Below are 19,347 nucleotides of genomic sequence, written 5' to 3'. Positions count from 1 at the left end.
TTTTATTTAGAAATAACAGCAATTACAGATATTATAACACCAGCAACAGATATCCATAATGAATAGTTTGGTGTAAATTTAGATGATGAAATTTTAGCATTATTTGGTTCTACATAAATAACATCATTTTGGGCTAAATAATAAACAGGAGAGTTTAGTATTTCTTTGGATGTTAAATCGACGTTATATGTTTGTTTTTGTCCATTTTGTTCACGAATAACCATAATATTATTTCTAACACCATTAATAGTTAAATCACCAGCCATACCTAAAGCATCAAGTATACTTACTCTTTCGCTTGGAATTGTAAAATTACCAGGTTTAGCAACTTCTCCTAAAACGCTAATTCTAAAATTTGTAAAATTAATATTTACCCCAGGATTAACGATATATTTTGAGATTTTTGCTTTTAATTCATTTTCAGCTTCTGTTCTAGTTAATCCACCTACTTTCACATTACCAATTAACGGATAGTTGATATAACCATTTTCATCAACAGTATAAACCTTCGCATAAGGATTATTTTGCACCCCAGAATTTACTTGATAAACACTTTGTTGATTAAAAGGTTCTGTAGCTTTTATATCAGCAGCACTTACACTGATTGCTAGCATATCAGAAGATTGAATTTTAGGAATATATTCTTCGTATTTCGTAGTAGATTGTTGATCTCCTTGAAAGTAGACTAATTCTTTTTTTGATGCACAAGAAGAAATAGTGAGTATAACTATTACAATTAAAAGATTAAAAATTTTATTTTTCATAAATTAAGTTATCAAGTTTTTCAAATTCTGAGTTTTGAGATTTAAATTCTGGTACAATCTCTTTTATTTTAGCCACTAAATGCATGACTTGCTCATGTTTTTCTATGGTTGAAGACATTAAGCATAGTTCTTCAATTAGTTTTTTATTGTCTTGACATTTGTTTGTATTAACTTTTGCTATCATTATTTTTTCATGATGGGTCTTTACTGTATTTTCATCATTAGCCAATAACTCTTCATAGATTTTTTCACCTGGACGCAAACCTACAATTTTTATATCAATTTCTTCAGGATATTTAAAGCCACTTAATCTAATCATCCTTTTAGCAAGATCAATAATTTTCATTGATTCGCCCATGTCGAATACAAAAATCTCACCACCTTTTCCCATAATAGCCGCTTCTAATACTAATTGGCAGGCCTCTGGAATAGTCATGAAAAAACGTGTAATATCGGGATGTGTTACTGTCAAAGGACCTCCGTTTTCTAATTGACGTTTGAATAAAGGTATTACAGAACCATTAGATCCTAAGACATTGCCAAATCGAGTAACAATATAATTTGTTTTAGATTTTTCATTTGTACAATTTACATAAATTTCTGCCACACGTTTGGTTGCTCCCATCACGTTAGTCGGATTAACCGCTTTATCTGTTGAAACCATAACAAATTTTTCGGCACCAAATTCATTCGCTAAATCAGCAATAATTTTTGTTCCATAAATATTTGTATTAATTGCTTCATATGGAAATCTTTCCATTAAAGGAACATGTTTATATGCAGCTGCATGAAAAATAATTTGCGGATGATATTTATCAAAAAGGCTTAACATTCGTTTTCGATCTCTTACACTCGAAACGATATAATCTATTCTATTTTGTTTTTCTTCAGAAATTTCATTTTTTAAAGACTGTTGAACATCATATAGAGCCGATTCTGCCTGATCAATCAAAATTAGTTGAGCAAAATCCATCATAGCAAGTTGCCTTGAAATTTCACTTCCTATAGAACCTGCAGCACCAGTAACAAGTATTACCTTACCTTGTACATTTTCATTAATAATAGGGTTTTTCAACTTAATTGATTCACGACCTAATAAATCTTCAATTTTTAATTGTTTGATTTGAGCAGGCTTGTATGTACCATCAATCCAATTAGAAATAGGTGGAATTATTTTTATGTTTACATTCAAATCTTCTAATGATTTGGATAGATTTAATAATTGATTCGTTTTAATATTTTGAATAGAAATAATAATTTCTGAAATATCATTTCGTTCAATGAATTTATTATCAATATCATTTATAGAATAAATTTTAACACCATCTATAAATGTTCCAATTTTAGAAGGTTTATCATCAATAAAACCTACAACTTTATAATTAAACTGAGTATCATTTTGTAAAATATCTCGAGTAATTAATCCTGAATCTCCTGCACCGTAAATTAATATTTTTTGTTGTTCCTTATTTTTTGAGAAAAAATAATTATAAATCCATTTATAATATAATCTGGCAATAACCATTATTACTGTTGAAATAAATAAATGGACAAAGATAACAGAGTAAGACATTCTGAAAACATATGAAACAGGAGTGTTCTCCGAAAGATTAGATTCAATGAATTGTCTATAGATAAAAGAGATGAAGAAAAGAATCAGAAAAGCCGTAGTATTAGATACAAATACATTTTCAGCATCTTTTAACCCCGTTTTTTTTACAATTCCCTTATATGTTTTGAAGTATAGGAAACATAGAGTATATGCTGCTACAACAAATGGTAATTTAAATAATAATTTTTCTAAACTAAAAGAATTTAGAAAACTATTAAGTATAAAATTGGTTATTACATAGCTAAAGAAAACAATAAGTATGTCTAGCACTAATACTACCCATCTAGGAGCATTAAAGTGTTGGTTAAAAGGATTCAATATTTTAGTAATTTAAGTGGTGGTAAAGATAATAAAAAAATCAGGAATAGAGACTCCAAAAAATGGAAAAATCTATCCCTGATTAATATCTTAAATTAAGAGAGAATTATTTTACTCTGAAAACAACTCTTCTTGCTAATTGATGAGATGAAACTTGAGAGTTTTTGAACTCTTTATCTTCCCCTTCACCAACAGTAGTTAATTGAGAAGCATTAGCTCCTTGACTAACTAAAATAGCTTTAACATTTTCTGCTCTTCTACGAGATAAGTCTTTATTGAAAGCATCTCCTCCTACTGGATCAGCAAAACCTAAAATGTCAATTTGAGCATTTGGTTTAGCTTTTAAGTACTCAGATACAAATTTGATACCTCCAACAGATTGTTGGTATGGTTTGTCAGAGTTGTAATCGAAGTATACGTTGATAATACCTGAATTAATCATTTGCTCTAAGAAATCAGCATCGTTAATGACAGTTGTGTTTCCTCCTGCATTTTGTTTGATATATTCTTCAATATTATCTGGAATTCCGTTTCCGTTGTGGTCGATAGTAACACCTTTTGTGTCAACTACTGCACCTGGAGCTGAATCTGGTTCTTGATCTAAGTAATCAGCAACACCATCACCATCAGTATCTTTTAACATTTGTTCGATGTTAGAAATACGATCTTCTAAGTCAGAACGAGTTGGTTCGTAAACCCAGTCAGCATGTTTTTCGTTTTTACCTAAGTAAAATGTTAAACCTAAAGTAGCATTCCAAATTTCACCTCCAAATCCTGAACCTGATGTGTTAGCTGTGCCATCAAATGTTACATTTTGACGAATATTTCTTACGTAAGATACATCTCCTGTTAAAACAACACGATCAGTTAATCTTAATTGTGGTGTTAAACCAACCATAACATTTACCATGTTATCATTGTCGTCGAAAACTTTACCATCAGCACCTTTTGTCGCATCATTATTCATCCAAGAGTAACCTGCACCACCATGAGCTAATAATCCAATTCTATTTGTCCATGTTTCAAAATTCATGATTCGTCCTAAGTTCGCAACCCCTTGTAAATCTACACGGTAATAATTAGAACGGAAACGAGCTACATCTTCGCCTTCTTTGATACGATCATATCCACCATCTAATTTTAAACCAAATTTTGGATTGAACATATAACGTACACCAAAATCAGCATGGAAAAAACTTGGTGTTTCTGAATAATAACCTGGAGCGAATGCTTTTCTTGCTTTTACCGCACCTCCATTGGCCTCGATAGACCATTTGTTGTAATCGTTGTTAATTGTTTCAGTAGTTTCTTGCGCGTGAGCAAAAATTCCTAATCCAATTACACTTAATAGGTATGAAATCTTTTTCATGAGGATATATTTAATTGCAAATTTATATAAATACTTAAAAACGAATCAATCAAAAACTGTTAAAAAACACTATAACTAACGAAAGTCATGATTATGTCTTTATGATTATTTTAACTTGTTTAAAAAATATTCAATAATTGTGCCGAAATTAATTTTTGATTTTCTTATATCATTTTTAAATCATTTAAATTATTTTTGCATAAATATTTCCCAAAACAAACAATGGAACAATCAGCATTTCTTTTTTCGACCAGAGGATCATTAGAATTAGCACAAAAAATTGCCGATCAATATGGTCAAGAACTTGGTAAATCTAAAATTGTAGAATTTAGCGACGGAGAATTTGTACCCGCTTTTGAACAGCCAATTCGCGGAGCTCGCGTTTTCTTAATTGGTTCTACAATGCAACCAACAGACAATTTAATGGAATTACTTTTAATGTGTGATGCAGCAAAACGCGCATCTGCTAAAAGTATTACAGTTGTTATTCCTTATTTTGGTTTTGCTCGTCAAGATCGTAAGGATGCTCCACGTGTGCCAATTGGAGCAAAATTAGTTGCAAAAATGTTAATGACAGCTGGAGCAACTCGTGTAATGACTATGGATTTACACGCTGATCAAATTCAAGGATTTTTTGAAGTTCCTGTTGATCATTTATTTGCTTCAACAATTTTTGTTGAATACATTAAAGGTTTAGGCTTAGATAATATTTGTATTGCTTCTCCAGACATGGGAGGTGCTAAACGTGCAAATACATATGCTAAATACCTTAATGCAGATATCGTAATTTGTCACAAAGAACGTAAAGTTGCAAACCAAGTTGATAGCATGATGTTAATCGGTGAGGTTGAAGGTAAAAATGTTATTTTAGTGGATGACATGATTGATACAGCGGGTACACTTGCAAAGGCGGCTGAATTGATTATGGAAAAAGGAGCAAAATCTGTTCGTGCGATTGCAACGCATGGAGTTTTATCTGGACCAGCTTATGAGCGTCTTGATAACTCTCTATTAACGGAAATTGCTATAACTGATAGTATTCCATTAAAAAATACTTCCGTATCTAAAATAAAAGTATTATCTTGCGCTCCGCTTTTTGCTGATGTTATGCATCTAGTACATAGCAACAAATCTATTAGTCAACGTTTTGTTATCTAGTGGTTTAACTAAATATTAAATTATTTTTATTATATACATATTATTATGAAGTCAATTACAATTCAAGGTGTAAAAAGAGAAGACTTAGGTAAAGTGGCTACACGTAACCTACGTAATGCTGAACAAGTACCTTGTGTGGTTTACGGTTCTGGAGAGCCTATCCACTTTTCAGCTGATGAAAAAGCATTCAAATCATTAGTTTACACTCCAGATGCTCATACAGCAACTATCGAGTTAGCTGATGGAGCTAAAATTCAAGCAATTTTACAAGACATCCAATTTCACCCAGTAACGGATAAAATCTTACACGTAGATTTTTACCAATTAAACGAGGACAAACCAGTAACTATGGAAGTTCCAGTTCGTTTAGTAGGACGTGCTCGTGGTTTAGTAGCTGGTGGGGTTTTACGTTTCAATATGCGTAAATTAAAAGTTCGTGCTATTCCAGCAAACTTACCAGACGAAATCGAAATCGATATCACTCCAATGAGAATTGGTCACAAAATGTATGTAGAAACATTGAAAAATGATAACTACACATTCGCTCATCCAGATAACGCAGTAGTAGTAGCTATTCGTACTTCTCGTAACGCAGTTAAGGATGCTGATCAAGACGAAGACGAAGATTAAGAAATTTTCTTTTCAGATAATATTAAACCACTCATTTTTGAGTGGTTTTTTTATTTTTAAAAATTTAATAAGATAAATTTGTCCGATTTAAAATTAGTTGTATATTTGCTTCATAATTTATAATGAATAAAAGAAATTAATGTTTTCTAAAGCGTGCGAATATGGAATTAAGGCTTGTGTGTTTATTGCACAAGAATCTGTAGAAGGAAAGAGAGTCAATTTAAAACAAATTGCAAATTCTATTAATTCTCCAGAAGCTTACACAGCCAAAATTCTTCAACAATTAGTTAAAGCAAATGTGATTTCATCTGTCAAAGGAAAAATGGGAGGTTTCCAAATGGATGCAGCGCATTTAGAAGATATCAAATTAGTGAATATCATCAAAGCGATTGACGGAGATGGTCTTTATCATAGTTGCATTTTAGGTTTAGTAGAATGCGATACTAACAAACCTTGTGCTTTACATAGCCGTGTTTTTGCAATTCGTAATGATTTGCGAGGTATGCTAGAAAAGACATCGATGTTTAATTTGATTGATGATCTAGAGAAAGGAATTGCTTTTCTTAAGCATTAAAAAAATTTGATTAAAAATAAGATAAAAATATCCGATTATCCGAATTGAAAAATTATAACAATGAACCTATTAATAGAACTTCCTCAAACAACTGCTTCTCAGATGAGTTATACTGTAACAGTAAATCTAAATGAAGCGTGCGAAAGGCATCATAAAACATTATTTTTTTGTTGGAATATTCGTGCTGGAATAGATAAAGGAGTCGATATTCAACGAATTGTTGATTATGTAAATTGGTATGGGGAAAAAGTATTATTCAAAAAATTTGAGATAGAAGAAAATTACTTGTTTTCGCTTTTAGATGAAGATCATTACTTGGTAAAAAGAGCATTGAAAGAACATAGACGTTTGAGACGCTTGTTCAAAATAGATGCAAAAAATCCGATGAAAAGTTTGATTTATATCGAAGAAGAATTGGATTTGCACATCAGATTTGAGGAGAAACAAATGTTTCCTGAATTTGAGAAAAATGCAACACAAAAAAAGTTAAAAGTAATTAAAGAACAATTTAATTCACTTTTAACTAACACAGATTGGAAAGATCAATTTTGGTTATAGGATCTTTCATAACCATAAATTTTTACTTATAATTTTTTAGATGATTTTTGAAAAAGAAAAGCTCGATTTTGCAGGTCGAGCTTTTTGCTTTTTTATGTGTTAAGGAAATTATTTCTTAATCTTAATTTCAAATATTTTATCCCAGTTTTTACCTGTTAATAACATATTTCCGTTGTCTTTGAAAGCGATTCCGTTCAATTCTTGTGCTTGCGGATTTCCTTGTTTTCCTTTCAATTCAGCGAAGTTAAACTCTACTTTTACAGCGCCAGTTTGCGGATCAATTACCACAATATTACTGTTATCTGCATGTCCAGATTTTAGGTAAACATTTGCATAAATTAAACCATCGTGGTATTCAATTTCATTCAAATAACTATATGGTTGTTGACTGTCAAAAGCTTGAACAGTTCTTAGATAATTAAAGTTTTCATCAAAGAAATGAATACGTTGAGAACCTTCTGTTATGGCCAATTCTTTTCCAATTGTTGTAATTCCCCAACCTTCGATAATTTGAGCTGGCATATCAAATTTTTCAACTTGATTAAAGTTTAAATCATATTTATAAATCACACGATCTTGCCATGTTAATTGATAAATAAAACCATTCAGTTCTGTAATTCCTTCTCCAAAAACATCGTCTTTGATTTGATATAATTTTGTAGGTTCAGTTGCCCCCAATTTATATTCAATCAAACGTGTTTTTCCTCCGCGAAGTCCAGTTCCTTCGAAAATATTTCCGTTTTTGAAATAAAAACCTTGCGTAAAATAATCTGGATTATGTGGATAAGTTCCTACAATTTCATAATTCCATTGCGCAGCCGGCTCATTTGCATAAACCACAAACGTAAAATCGCGCGAATTTGTTTCTTCTTCTCCTTTGAAGAATTTCAAATTAACCGTATGATTTCCTAATCCAATTGTTTTTCCGTCAATCGTAAAATCAGCAGGAACTTCTTGTCCATCTACCGAAACAATAACTTTCGTAATTCCATCTAAATTAGTTAAAGGAATATCGATTTTGTCGCCAATTTTGTATTTGTTTTGTTCAATTTTCGAAACAATTTCAGTGATTGCAGTATTGTTTTTTCCAGTCGAATCTTTACAAGAAAATAACACTGAAGAGAAAACTGTTGCACAAACTGATGCTGCGATTAAATATTTTTTCATTTGATGTGTTTTATGTTTTACGAATTAGGTTGCTAATTCTACTACAAATATATTTTATTTTGTTCGATTCGGATTATTTTTTACAAAGGCATCCCAACTCGAATAAGAATTTGACGTCCCAGTTGTTTTACCCGAATTTAGATAATGACAAACCGCAACGGCAAGACCATCTGTGGCATCCAAACGTTTCGGAATTTCTTTCAAACCAAGTAAATGTTGTAACATGCCCGCAACTTGTTCTTTTGATGCATTTCCGTTTCCAGTAATCGCCATCTTAATTTTTTTTGGCGCATATTCTACCACAGGCATATCGCGATGCAGGCAAGCGGCAATACAAACGCCTTGTGCACGTCCAAGTTTTAACATAGACTGAACATTAACGCCAAAAAACTGCGCTTCAATGGCTAATTCATCAGGATGATATTGATCGATAATGGCTAAAGTTTTTTCGAAAATCTTTTTCAATTTCGTTTGCTGGTTCGGAAGTTTATGCAACAACAATTCGTCTAAAGTAATCAACTTTATTTTGTTATTTTTGACTTCAATCAAACCAAAACCCATCACCATTGTTCCAGGATCAATCCCTAAAATAATCTTTTCCATCGTTGCGAAGGTATTAAGATATTCTGAAAATTAAGCCGAATTTCGACTCGCATTAATATTTCCGAATAACGAACGCATCACAATTTGCTCATAGATTGATTTGAACTCACTTTCATGATGAATTTTGTTCAACGCAAATTGTTGAATCGTTAATAATGGTAACACAATTTTTTCGCGCATTTGTACCGAAGATTTGTTCAATGGTTCGTCTTGCATCAATTCTGTGTAACCCGAAATTTCTAAACATAATGCTTTTGATAATTCAAATTCATCGTGCAAAATATTCCAAAATTCACCATATTCAGGATCATTTTTCATATAAGATGTTAATGGAAAATAAGTTTTTTCCATCGACATCATACTATTCTGGATCAATGTTTTGAAGAAGCTCGAATTCTTGAATAAATCTTTTACATCCTCTAAATGACCTTGTTTTTTCAATTCATTTATAGCTGTTCCAACACCAAAATATCCCGGAACATTTTGTTTTAATTGACTCCAAGAACCCACAAATGGAATAGCACGCAAATCATCGAACTCTAATTTTTTATCACCACCTCGTTTACTCGGACGGCTTCCGATATTCGTTTTTCCATAATAGTTAAGCGTACTCATATTTTCTAAATAAGGTAAAAATGAAGGATGCGCTTTCAAATCTTCGTATTTCTGATAACTAATTGTGGCTAATTTATCAATCAAAATTCGCTCATCTGGCGAAATCTGACTTGTGCTTGTCGAGAAAACATCCGAAATAATACCAGCTGTGTACAATTGTTCAAAATTATATTTTGCCTGCGGCATTGTTCCATAATTCGACGTAATTGTTTGTCCTTGAATTGTAATTTGAATTTCGTGATTCGCAATTGTTTTCCCTTGAGAAGCGTAAAATTCGTGCGTTTTTCCACCACCACGCGCAGGAGGTCCACCACGACCGTCAAAGAAAATAACTTCGATTTGATTTTTATCCGAAACATTCGAAAGGATTTCTTTGGTACGATAAATTTCCCAATTCGCTTTGATGTAACCACCATCTTTTGTTCCGTCCGAAAAACCTAACATAATCGATTGACGTTGTTTTCTACGTTCTAAATGTTGCGCATAAATAGGTAAATTATACAATTTATTCATCGTATTTTCAGCACCATCTAAACCTCTAATCGTCTCGAAAAGTGGCATGATATCAAACTTAATTTCATCGTCTTGATAACCACAAAATTTGAATAAAGCATAAACATTTAAAACATCGAAAATGGTTTCAGAATTTGAAATAATGTATCGGTTAACACCTAATTCACCATTTCGTTGCTGAATTTTTTTTAATTGATAAACATTTTTGATTGTATCAATCACAATATCATCTTCAAAATCTTCTGGTTTAGCTGTAAAAGACGGATTTATTAACAATTCGATTTGTTCTGCTTCGCTTAAATCTTTCAGATTAATTCCAGTATATTTTTCAACAATTCGGTTAATCACTTTTTGATGAACACGCGAATCTTGACGAATATCCAAAGAAGCAAAATGCAATCCGAAAATATCAACACGTGTGATAAAATCATCTAAAATATCTAAGAAAACACCATTGTGTTGTTCAATTAAAATTGTACGAATCGTTTGTAAGCGCGTTTTGATTTCATCAATTGTAATTGTTCCATTTTCATTGAACATATTTTCGTAAATCAAATTACTCAACGCTTTTAAAGGTTCTGTAACATGCTTGAATGTTAATCTACGTTGAACAATTTTAAGATGATTGTAATAATTTTTTAAGATACTTGTACGCAATAAACTTGCAACTTTCCATGTAATTTCTGCTGTTACAAACGGATTTCCATCGCGATCGCCTCCAGGCCAAAAACCTAATTGAATAACAGGAGATTTTAGAGGTTCACTTTCTGTAAAAAACAATTGGTTGATTTCGTTGTATAATCGTCCAATTGTTTGATAATATACATTTCTCAAATAATAAATAATAGAAACAGCTTCATCGTAAGGAGTTGGTTTTTCTTCGTTGATAAAAGGTGTTTTTCCTAATTGTTGCAACAATAAATCAATTTTACTTACCGAATCTTGTTGAATTGCGTCGCGTAAATCTTGAATAATTTGTTGAACATTTGTTGGATAAAACTGCGTTGGATGGGCTGTAAAAACAACTCTTGTTACAAAATCTTCGATTCTGGTTTTTACTTGCTCCATTTTACCTTGCGCTTGTGCAATATGATAAATGCTTTCCAAACTTCCTTTTTCATTTTCGGAATGTAATGACGGAAATGCAGCATCTTCGATACTATCAAACAAAACAACTTGTCGCTCGATGTATTGTATCATTCGAAACATCAAATCGATTTGCTCTTGTTCGGTTTTTAAATCAGTGTATTTCTCAAAAAAATTGTTGATGATTTCATTTGGTGATTTACCTTCGGGTAAACCTTTTTGACTTTCATCATACAAAAACGGAATCAATGATCCGATGTTTTGCATTTTTTCGTAGGGAAGACTCATAAAGAGACTGTTGTAAATTTGAAACTTATTTTCCACAATTTGGTGGAATTTAAGTTCAGATAAATTCGTACTTCGCATTAATAGGTATTTTTTCTCTTAATAGTAAATTTACTTGTTTCGAGGTAATTATCCTATTTATTTTAAACCAAAAAAAGAGAATCATATTGATTCTCTTTTTTATTATGATCGATTATTTAATTCAATTAATGGTTCAATAAAGTCTCTTGTATTTGATAAACGAGGAACTTTATTTTGTCCACCTAATTTACCTCTTGAAGCCATCCATTCGATGAATAATTTTGTGCGTGCTTTGTGTACAATCGGTCGATTAAGTGTCATATTATTGTAACGTTTTGCTTCGTAATCGGAATTAACTTCTTGCAAACCTTTATCTAAACAATCAATAAATTGCTCAAAATTTTCAGGCTCTTTATCAAACTCTATCATCCATTCGTGAGCGCCTTTTTCTTTTCCTTGCATAAAAATTGGACCAGCACTATATTCAGAAACAATTGAATTTGTTTGCATACAAGCACGTTTCAAAGCTTCTTCTGCATTTTCTATCATCAATTCTTCGCCAAATGCATTGATATAATGTTTTGTTCGTCCAGAAACAACAATTCTGTGTGGATTAGTTGAGGTAAATCGAACCGTATCACCAATAATATAACGCCATAAACCACCATTTGTTGTAATTACCATGGCGTAATTTTTACCAACTTCAACTTCTTTAATCGTTAAAAATCGTTGAGCTTCTGAACCAAATTCTTCCATTGGAATAAATTCGTAAAAAATTCCGTTGTCTAATAATAACAACAACTCTTTACTATTTAATTGATCCTGAATTCCAAAAAAACCTTCGGAAGCATTATATAATTCGAAATAATTTAATTTTTTCTGAGTAATTAAATTATAATTTTCTGCATAAGGTTTGAAGCTGATTCCACCATGAAAAAACACTTCGAGATTTGGCCACAATTCGTCCAAATAATTCTTTCCAGTTTCGGCTAATAATTTATTCAAAACGACTAACATCCACGAAGGAACACCAGTTAAAGAACTAACATCTTCATTTTTTGTTGCATTAATAATAGCATTCATCTTTACATTCCAATCAGACATTAGAGAAATCTCACGATTTGGAATGTTTTTCATTTCTGCATAAAAAGGTAAATTATCAATCAGAATAGCTGATAAATCACCAAAACGCGTATCATATTTTTGATAAAGTTCACTACTTCCACCAATTCTTAAGTTTTTGTGCATAAAAATATCCGTTTCGGGATAAGCGTTTAAATACAATGCAAACATTGTTTTTCCTGCTGCGTAATGGCAATCTTCTAAGGATTCATTACTAATCGGAATAAATTTACTTTTGGCATTTGTTGTTCCAGAAGATTTCGCAAACCATTTTATTTTTCCATGCCAAGTAACATCTTTTTCACCTTTTCTTGCTAATTCAATATAAGGTTGAAAATCCTCGTAATGCACTGCAGGGACTTGCTCTTGAAATTTATGTGTCGTTTTGATTTCGTCAAAATGAAATTCTTTTCCGTAAATAGTCGATTTGGCTTTTTTGATATTCTCAAATAACACACGTTGTTGCGTACCAACTGGATTTTTGATACTTTCCTCGATGATATTCATTCGGCTACGCATCATAATTTCCATAATCTTATTGACTATTCCCATCCGCTAAAAGTTTTGTAGATTTACACAAAATTAATTAAACTTTTTTAGCAAGATGCAGTTTGAAGGACAAATTCGTAAAATGACAACTGAAAATGGAACGCCAATCAATTATTATTGGAATTTCAAGAATGATTTTATTGTTATGAATCAATTGTTAGGAAAAAAAATCAAGATTAACTTTGATCATTACGAATGTTTAAACTGTCACGAGGACAAAGAGATTTATCAGATGGGATATTGTAAAAATTGTTTTTTTACAGTTCCAGAAGCTAATCCAAGTATTATCAATCCAGAACTTTCTACAGCACATTTGGGAATTGCGCAACGTGATTTAGAGTTTGAAACGAAATTCGAATTGCAACCGCATATTGTGTATTTGGCAAATTCTTCGGGAATAAAAGTTGGTGTAACACGTTTAACTCAAGTGCCGACTCGTTGGATCGATCAAGGAGCATCAGAAGCTATTATTATTGCACGAACGGATAATCGTTACGAAGCTGGAATGATAGAGGTTTCGTTGAAAAATGTTATTGCAGATAAAACAAATTGGCAAAGAATGTTGAAAAATGATGTGCCAGAAATTAATTTGTTTGAAAAGTATCACGAAATCAGAAATGAAGTGAATCCAGATTTTCAACAATTTTTGGTTGATGAGCCAGAAGTTTGGAAGTTAGACTATCCAGTTTTATCTTATCCAGAAAAAGTAAAATCATTAAACTTGAAAAAAACGCCAGAAATAGAAGGTGTTTTGAAAGGAATAAAAGGTCAATACTTGATTTTTGAAGACAATACCGTTTTCAATGTTCGAGGTCACGAAGGTTTTTATGTGAATTTTAAAGTGTAAAATTTATTTTACAATAAAATATATTCAAAAGTCGATTTTGTAACAGAATCGACTTTTTTTGTTTCTATCTATTTGATTTCAATAAAAATACTTGTTTTTTATCTTATTTATTTTTACATTAGTTATAATCAATTAACACAAAAAATAGGAATTATGAAAGCAAGTGCATTACTTATGGTTGGTGGTATTTTGGCTTTAACAGCATGTAATAAAAAATCAGATTTGCCAGATTATAAGGTGAAAGAAGCAGTTTTAGATGTTTACAAATACAGAGCAGATAAGCCAGATTCACTTTTTTCGAAAGTAGAAGGCGTAAATGTGGATGATTTGAATGCGGTGGTTAAACAATATGGGCCAGTTGATGTCTACAACTTTGAGAAAATGACGCCTCTTGAAGATGGTGACAAAACAGTTTACGAAGCAGTTTATAAAGTATCTTTTAAAGGAGCAGAAGGTACAGAAACTTTTAAAGTACGAAAAATTGATAAACTAGACGGAATTGTTGTTGGCTATGCAAGTGATGTAAAACCTGTTGCTGAACCAAATGATTCATTGGCTGTAAAAAAGGATTCGGTGAAATAAATATAAAAAAAGAATAAATACGTAATGATTTATTGAAAAAGTTTGTATATTCGTTATCAATAATGAAACAAAACGGATTAGATACAATCATTTCAATTACGACGACTTCTAGTGTTCACACTTAGAGGAGTTTTGTTATGTATTTAATTCTAAAAAAATAATGCAAAAGCATCTTCTCAAAAGGAAGATGCTTTTTTTATGATCAAAATTTAAATTATGAAAGTTTTAAAATTCGGAGGAACATCAGTCGGATCGGTAGAAGGTATTCGCGCGGTCGTAGAAATTGTTAAACAGGAAAAGCAACAAAATAACTCGATTATTTTGGTTGTGTCTGCTATTTCTGGTTTGACCAATTTATTAACCAAAATGTCTGAAGAAGCTTCATCAGGAAATTTTGATGAAAATGATTTAAAACTTTTTCAAGACAAACATTTCGAAATTGTAAAAGCTTTAATCGATGTGCCGAATCAAAATCCGATTTTAACAAAATTAAAATTGTTGATGAATGAGTTGGAAGCATTATTAGAAGGGGTGGAAATTCTGAAAGAATTAAGCCCTCAAACAAAAGATTTGATTTTGAGTTTCGGCGAAAGATGTAGTGCTTTATTAATAGCAAAAGTAATGCAAGAGCATGTTGGAAATTCATTGGCGATTAATGCATCAGATTATATTTTGACTGATCATAATTTTGGTCAAGCGAATGTTATCGAGGAAAAATCGTTTCAGAATATTCAACAATTAGCAAAAGATTATTCGGATAAATTATTAGTTGTAACAGGGTTTATTGCTGCTAATGAAGAAGGACGAGTGACAACTTTGGGAAGAGGAGGTTCTGATTACACTGCGGCTTTGATTGGTGCGGCTTTACATGCAGAACAAATTGAAATTTGGACAGATGTAAATGGAATGATGACGGCGGATCCTCGTTTTGTGAACAAAGCTTTTTCGTTAGAAAATTTATCGTATACAGAAGCGATGGAATTGTCGTATTTCGGTGCGAAAGTGATTTATCCGCCAACAATGGCTCCAGCTTTTAAACTTCGAATTCCGATTTTAATTAAAAACACATTTCAACCGGATTTTGAGGGAACAAAAATTCAGTTCGATTCGCAACCAACAGATTATCCAATTAAAGGAATTTCGTCGATCAAAGATATTGCATTAGTCAATATAAAAGGAAGCGGCTTGGTTGGCAAATTGGGCTTTAGTGGAAAACTTTTTTCACTTTTAGCGCAACATCATATCAACATTGTGTTGATTACGCAATCTTCGTCAGAGCATAGTATCACGCTTGCCATTCATCATAATGAAGTCGAAAAAGCAAAGCAATTAATTGAAGAAGAGTTTTGTTTGGAAATTGCAGTAAAATGGTTGGAACCAATTGAAATTGAAGAAAATCTCGGAATTATTGCAATTGTTGGAGAAAACATGAAGAAAATGGTTGGTGTTTCGGGCAAGTTATTTTATGCATTAGGACGAAATGGAATCAATGTCAGAGCGATTGCGCAAGGTTCTTCGGAGTATAATATTTCGGTTGTGATTAACGAAAATGATTTGTCAAAAGCTTTAAATGCGGTACATGATGCGTTTTTTAATCATTTGAAAAAAACAATTCATGTTTTCAATGTTGGAGTAGGAAATATTGGGTCGACATTTTTAAATCAATTAGAAAAACAGAAAGATTTTTTAGCAAAAAATAATGATATCGAAATAAAATTGGTTGGATTATCAAATTCAAAAAAAATGATGTTTGATGAAAACGGAATTAATTTATCGAATTGGAAAAATGAATTAGAAAATTCTTCTTCTCCAGCTGATTTGAATGAATTTATCCAAAAAATGAAACAGTATAATTTACCAAATTGTGTTTTTGTAGATAATACTGCGAGTTCTGATTTGCCAAATTATTACAAACAAATTTTTGAAAGCAGTATTTCGGTTGTAACATGTAATAAAATTGCGAATTCATCTTCTTATCAAGAGTATAAAAAATTGAAAGAAACTGCTCGAAAATATGGCATTGATTTCCTTTATGAAACGAATGTTGGAGCAGGTTTACCAATTATTAGCGTGTTGAAAGATTTAAGAATGAGTGGAGATCAAATCTTAAAAATTGAAGCAATTTTATCAGGAACAATTTCGTATATATTTAATCATTTTAAAGGTGAAAATACATTTGCCGAAATTGTAAAAAAAGCGCAAGAATTAGGTTATACAGAACCAGATCCTCGCGATGATTTGAGTGGAATAGATTTTATGCGAAAAATGTTGATTCTTGCTCGTGACAATGGTTACGAAATTGAAGCGGGAGATGTAAAAATCGATTCTATTTTGCCTAAATCTTGTTTAGAAGCTGCAACTGTAGAAGATTTTTATCAAGAATTAGTCAACGAAAATGATTATTTCGAAAAGATAAAACATCAAGCAGATGAGGAGCAGAAAGTGATTCGTTACATCGGGATTTTAGAAGATGGAAAAATATCAATTTCGTTAGAATTGGTGGATAATCAACATCCGTTTTATGCCTTGTCTGGAAGCGATAATATTATTTCTTTTACAACAGCGCGTTACAAGGAACGTCCTTTGGTTGTGAAAGGACCTGGAGCTGGTGCAGAAGTTACAGCAGCTGGCGTTTTTGCAGATTTAGTTAATATAAGTTCAATACGATAAAAGATGAATCAAATAATCGAAAATAAATATAAGCTTGATCAAGCGAAGTTTTTAGATAAAGTACATGTTTTTGCTCCTGCAACAGTTGCCAATATGATCTGTGGATATGATATTTTGGGCTTTGCGGTGGATTATCCAGGTGATGAGGTAATCATGAAAAAGACAGAAAAGTTAGGAATCGAAATTCTGACAATTACAGGTGACGAGGGTAAATTGCCTTTGGATGCGATGAAAAATACAGTTTCTCATTCGGCATGGAAATTATTTTGTGATTTAGGTCTACAAGATTCTTTTGGATTATCGATAGAATTACACAAAAAAATGCCAATTGGAAGTGGTTTAGGTTCAAGCGCGGCGAGCACAGTTTCTGGACTTTTTGCATTGAATGAATTATTAGGAAAACCACTTTCTAAAAATGAGCTTTTGCCTTATTGTATGGAAGGCGAACGATTGGCTTGTGGCGCTGCTCATGCGGATAATGTTGCGCCATCGTTGTTTGGAGGAATTACGTTGATTCCTTCTTATGAGCCGATTTTGGTGCGTTCTTTACCTGTTCCTGAAAATTTATATGTCACACTGATTTACTCAAAAGTAGAAGTGCCAACAAAGGATGCGCGCAAATTAATTAAAGATAAAGTGCAATTGAGTAAAGCAATAAAGCAATGGGGAAATATTGCAAGTTTGGTTGCAGCGCTTTATGAGAATGATTACGAAGAAATTGGTCGTTCGATGCAAGATGATATTGTCGAACCAAATCGTTCTTTATTGATTCCATATTTTAATGAAATGAAAAGTATTTCGCTCGAAAATAATGCATTAACATTCGGTATTTCTGGTTCTGGACCAACAGTTATGGCGTTATCTAAAAGTAAATTGGGTGCAGAAAATATCGAACAAAAACTAAATGATTTTTTGACGATAAAAGAAATTGAACATTTATCATTTGTCTCTAAAATTAATCAACAAGGACCTTACATAAAATACTAAAAATGGAATTATATAGTACAAATAATCATAATAATAGAGTCGATTTTAAACAAGCCGTTTTTCAATCTTTGCCAGAAGATAAAGGATTGTATATGCCTTTGTCGTTACAAAAAATAGATGATGAATGGATCAATTCGATTGAAAATTATTCATTTCAAGAGATTGCGAAAAAGGTTACAAATCATTTATTAAAAGATGATTTTTCTGAAGAAACGATTAATAATTTGATTGATGAGGTAATCAATTTTCCTGCGCCTTTGGTGTTTTTAGAAGATGATTTAGCTATTTTGGAATTATTTCACGGACCTTCTTTTGCTTTTAAAGATTTTGGAGCAAGATTTATGAGTCGCGTGATGGCGTATTATTCGAAAAAAGATAATGAATTGTTAGATATTTTGGTCGCAACTTCTGGCGATACAGGAGGCGCTGTCGCACTTGGCTTTCTGGGAGTAGAAGGAACGAGAGTAACGATTTTGTATCCAAAAGGAAAAGTGTCGCTGATACAAGAATTGCAATTAACGGCGAATGGAAAAAATATTCGTGCCATAGAAATCGACGGAACTTTTGATGATTGTCAAGCCTTGGTAAAGCAAGCTTTTTTAGATAAAGATTTAATGAAAAATCTAAATTTAACCTCAGCAAATTCAATTAATATTGCTCGCTTAATTCCGCAATCTTTCTATTATTTCGAGGCATTTGCCCAAGCAAAAAGAAAAGGTTTTGAGAAAGTATCATTTGTTGTTCCGAGTGGGAATTTTGGGAATATTACGGCTGGTATTTTGGCTTCAAAATTAGGATTGGAAGTGGAACAATTTGTTGCGGCTACAAATGCGAATGATACTATTCCGTCGTTTTTAGAAACCGAAAATTATCAACCAAAACCTTCTGTACAAACGTTATCGAATGCAATGGATGTTGGAAATCCGAGTAATTGGGTTCGCGTGATGGAATTTTTTGAGCAAGATGTGGGGCAATTAAAATCAAAAATGGTTTCAAAAGCTTTTTCAGATATTGAAACGACAAATGCAATTGTTAAAATTAATCAAGAATATGATTACATTGCTTGTCCGCATACGTCGATTGCGTGGTTGGCAGCGAAGGAATACCAAGCGAAAAAGCAAGATGAAAAAGAGTTAGTGGTATTTTTATCGACAGCGCATCCGTGTAAATTTCCTGAAGTTTTTCCGAAAGAAATACGAGATAAAATTGTCTATCCAAAAGAAGTCGAAGAATTGAAATCGAAACAATCGAATAAAGTTAAAATGAACAATAATTTTGATGAGTTAAAAAATTGGTTGTTGAATAATTAATAAATTA

16 protein-coding genes are annotated in these 19,347 nt (G+C 32.0%); 9 read left to right on the top strand and 7 right to left on the bottom strand.

The features are described from left to right. Window positions 1–2: 2 nt before the first annotated feature. From HXZ69_RS03395 to HXZ69_RS03385, 3 genes are all read right to left on the bottom strand, one after another. A complete protein-coding gene (locus HXZ69_RS03395; protein WP_125348880.1) occupies window positions 3–764 on the bottom strand; it encodes a polysaccharide biosynthesis/export family protein in 762 nt (253 codons plus the stop codon). After that, complete coding sequence (locus HXZ69_RS03390; protein ID WP_286494991.1) at window positions 754–2,694, bottom strand: polysaccharide biosynthesis protein; 1,941 nt, start codon at window positions 2,692–2,694, stop codon at window positions 754–756. Before HXZ69_RS03390 ends, HXZ69_RS03395 begins: the two co-directional genes overlap by 11 nt. Before the next feature lie 106 nt (window positions 2,695–2,800). Next, a complete protein-coding gene (locus HXZ69_RS03385) occupies window positions 2,801–4,063 on the bottom strand; it encodes an OmpA family protein (protein ID WP_286494989.1) in 1,263 nt (420 codons plus the stop codon). Window positions 4,064–4,285: 222 nt separating this feature from the next. Between HXZ69_RS03385 and HXZ69_RS03380 the strand changes: the two genes are divergently transcribed. From HXZ69_RS03380 to HXZ69_RS03365, 4 genes are all read left to right on the top strand, one after another. Further along, on the top strand, window positions 4,286–5,221 hold the full coding sequence (locus tag HXZ69_RS03380) for a ribose-phosphate pyrophosphokinase (protein WP_038336277.1): 936 nt from the start codon (window positions 4,286–4,288) through the stop codon (window positions 5,219–5,221). Between the two features lie 45 nt (window positions 5,222–5,266). Further along, window positions 5,267–5,851 (top strand): 50S ribosomal protein L25/general stress protein Ctc, encoded by a 585-nt coding sequence (locus tag HXZ69_RS03375; RefSeq protein WP_038336278.1) that lies wholly within the window; start codon window positions 5,267–5,269, stop codon window positions 5,849–5,851. A 139-nt stretch (window positions 5,852–5,990) separates the two neighbouring features. Further along, a complete protein-coding gene (locus HXZ69_RS03370) occupies window positions 5,991–6,425 on the top strand; it encodes an RrF2 family transcriptional regulator (RefSeq protein ID WP_286494986.1) in 435 nt (144 codons plus the stop codon). A gap of 60 nt (window positions 6,426–6,485) precedes the next feature. Continuing rightward, window positions 6,486–6,983 (top strand): hemerythrin domain-containing protein, encoded by a 498-nt coding sequence (locus HXZ69_RS03365; protein ID WP_221854727.1) that lies wholly within the window; start codon window positions 6,486–6,488, stop codon window positions 6,981–6,983. A gap of 108 nt (window positions 6,984–7,091) precedes the next feature. Here HXZ69_RS03365 and HXZ69_RS03360 read toward each other — a convergent pair whose 3' ends face one another. From HXZ69_RS03360 to HXZ69_RS03345, 4 genes are all read right to left on the bottom strand, one after another. Next, the gene (locus HXZ69_RS03360) at window positions 7,092–8,150 is read right to left on the bottom strand and encodes a glutaminyl-peptide cyclotransferase (protein ID WP_286494984.1); all 1,059 of its coding nucleotides are present in this window, start codon (window positions 8,148–8,150) and stop codon (window positions 7,092–7,094) included. A 54-nt stretch (window positions 8,151–8,204) separates the two neighbouring features. Further along, window positions 8,205–8,753: a crossover junction endodeoxyribonuclease RuvC gene (gene ruvC, locus HXZ69_RS03355; RefSeq protein ID WP_125348885.1), complete on the bottom strand. Its 549-nt coding sequence runs from the start codon at window positions 8,751–8,753 to the stop codon at window positions 8,205–8,207. Window positions 8,754–8,783: 30 nt separating this feature from the next. After that, window positions 8,784–11,255 (bottom strand): phosphoenolpyruvate carboxylase, encoded by a 2,472-nt coding sequence (locus tag HXZ69_RS03350; RefSeq protein WP_286494982.1) that lies wholly within the window; start codon window positions 11,253–11,255, stop codon window positions 8,784–8,786. Between the two features lie 180 nt (window positions 11,256–11,435). Then, window positions 11,436–12,947 carry a GH3 auxin-responsive promoter family protein gene (locus HXZ69_RS03345; RefSeq protein ID WP_286494981.1) on the bottom strand — a complete coding sequence of 504 codons (1,512 nt, stop codon included), beginning with the start codon at window positions 12,945–12,947 and terminating at the stop codon, window positions 11,436–11,438. Between the two features lie 52 nt (window positions 12,948–12,999). Here HXZ69_RS03345 and HXZ69_RS03340 point away from each other — a divergent pair, with 52 nt between their 5' ends. The 5 genes from HXZ69_RS03340 to thrC all read left to right on the top strand — a co-directional run bounded on the left by HXZ69_RS03340 (window position 13,000) and on the right by thrC (window position 19,340). Beyond that, window positions 13,000–13,791, top strand: coding sequence for a DUF2797 domain-containing protein (locus HXZ69_RS03340; protein WP_221854722.1), 792 nt, complete (start codon window positions 13,000–13,002; stop codon window positions 13,789–13,791). A gap of 153 nt (window positions 13,792–13,944) precedes the next feature. Further along, a complete protein-coding gene (locus HXZ69_RS03335) occupies window positions 13,945–14,373 on the top strand; it encodes a hypothetical protein (RefSeq protein WP_147280028.1) in 429 nt (142 codons plus the stop codon). 216 nt (window positions 14,374–14,589) lie between these two features. After that, window positions 14,590–17,043 carry a bifunctional aspartate kinase/homoserine dehydrogenase I gene (thrA, locus tag HXZ69_RS03330; RefSeq protein WP_286494979.1) on the top strand — a complete coding sequence of 818 codons (2,454 nt, stop codon included), beginning with the start codon at window positions 14,590–14,592 and terminating at the stop codon, window positions 17,041–17,043. A 3-nt stretch (window positions 17,044–17,046) separates the two neighbouring features. Continuing rightward, window positions 17,047–18,030: a homoserine kinase gene (locus HXZ69_RS03325; protein WP_286494978.1), complete on the top strand. Its 984-nt coding sequence runs from the start codon at window positions 17,047–17,049 to the stop codon at window positions 18,028–18,030. Window positions 18,031–18,032: 2 nt separating this feature from the next. Continuing rightward, complete coding sequence (gene thrC, locus HXZ69_RS03320) at window positions 18,033–19,340, top strand: threonine synthase (protein ID WP_286494977.1); 1,308 nt, start codon at window positions 18,033–18,035, stop codon at window positions 19,338–19,340. The last annotated feature ends 7 nt before the right edge of the window (window positions 19,341–19,347 follow it).

It is taken from the genome of Empedobacter sp. R132-2, assembly GCF_030324375.1.
Classification (GTDB): domain Bacteria; phylum Bacteroidota; class Bacteroidia; order Flavobacteriales; family Weeksellaceae; genus Empedobacter; species Empedobacter falsenii_B.
Note: the sequence above shows the minus strand (reverse complement) of the source record. Positions and strands in the feature narration are given on the sequence as shown.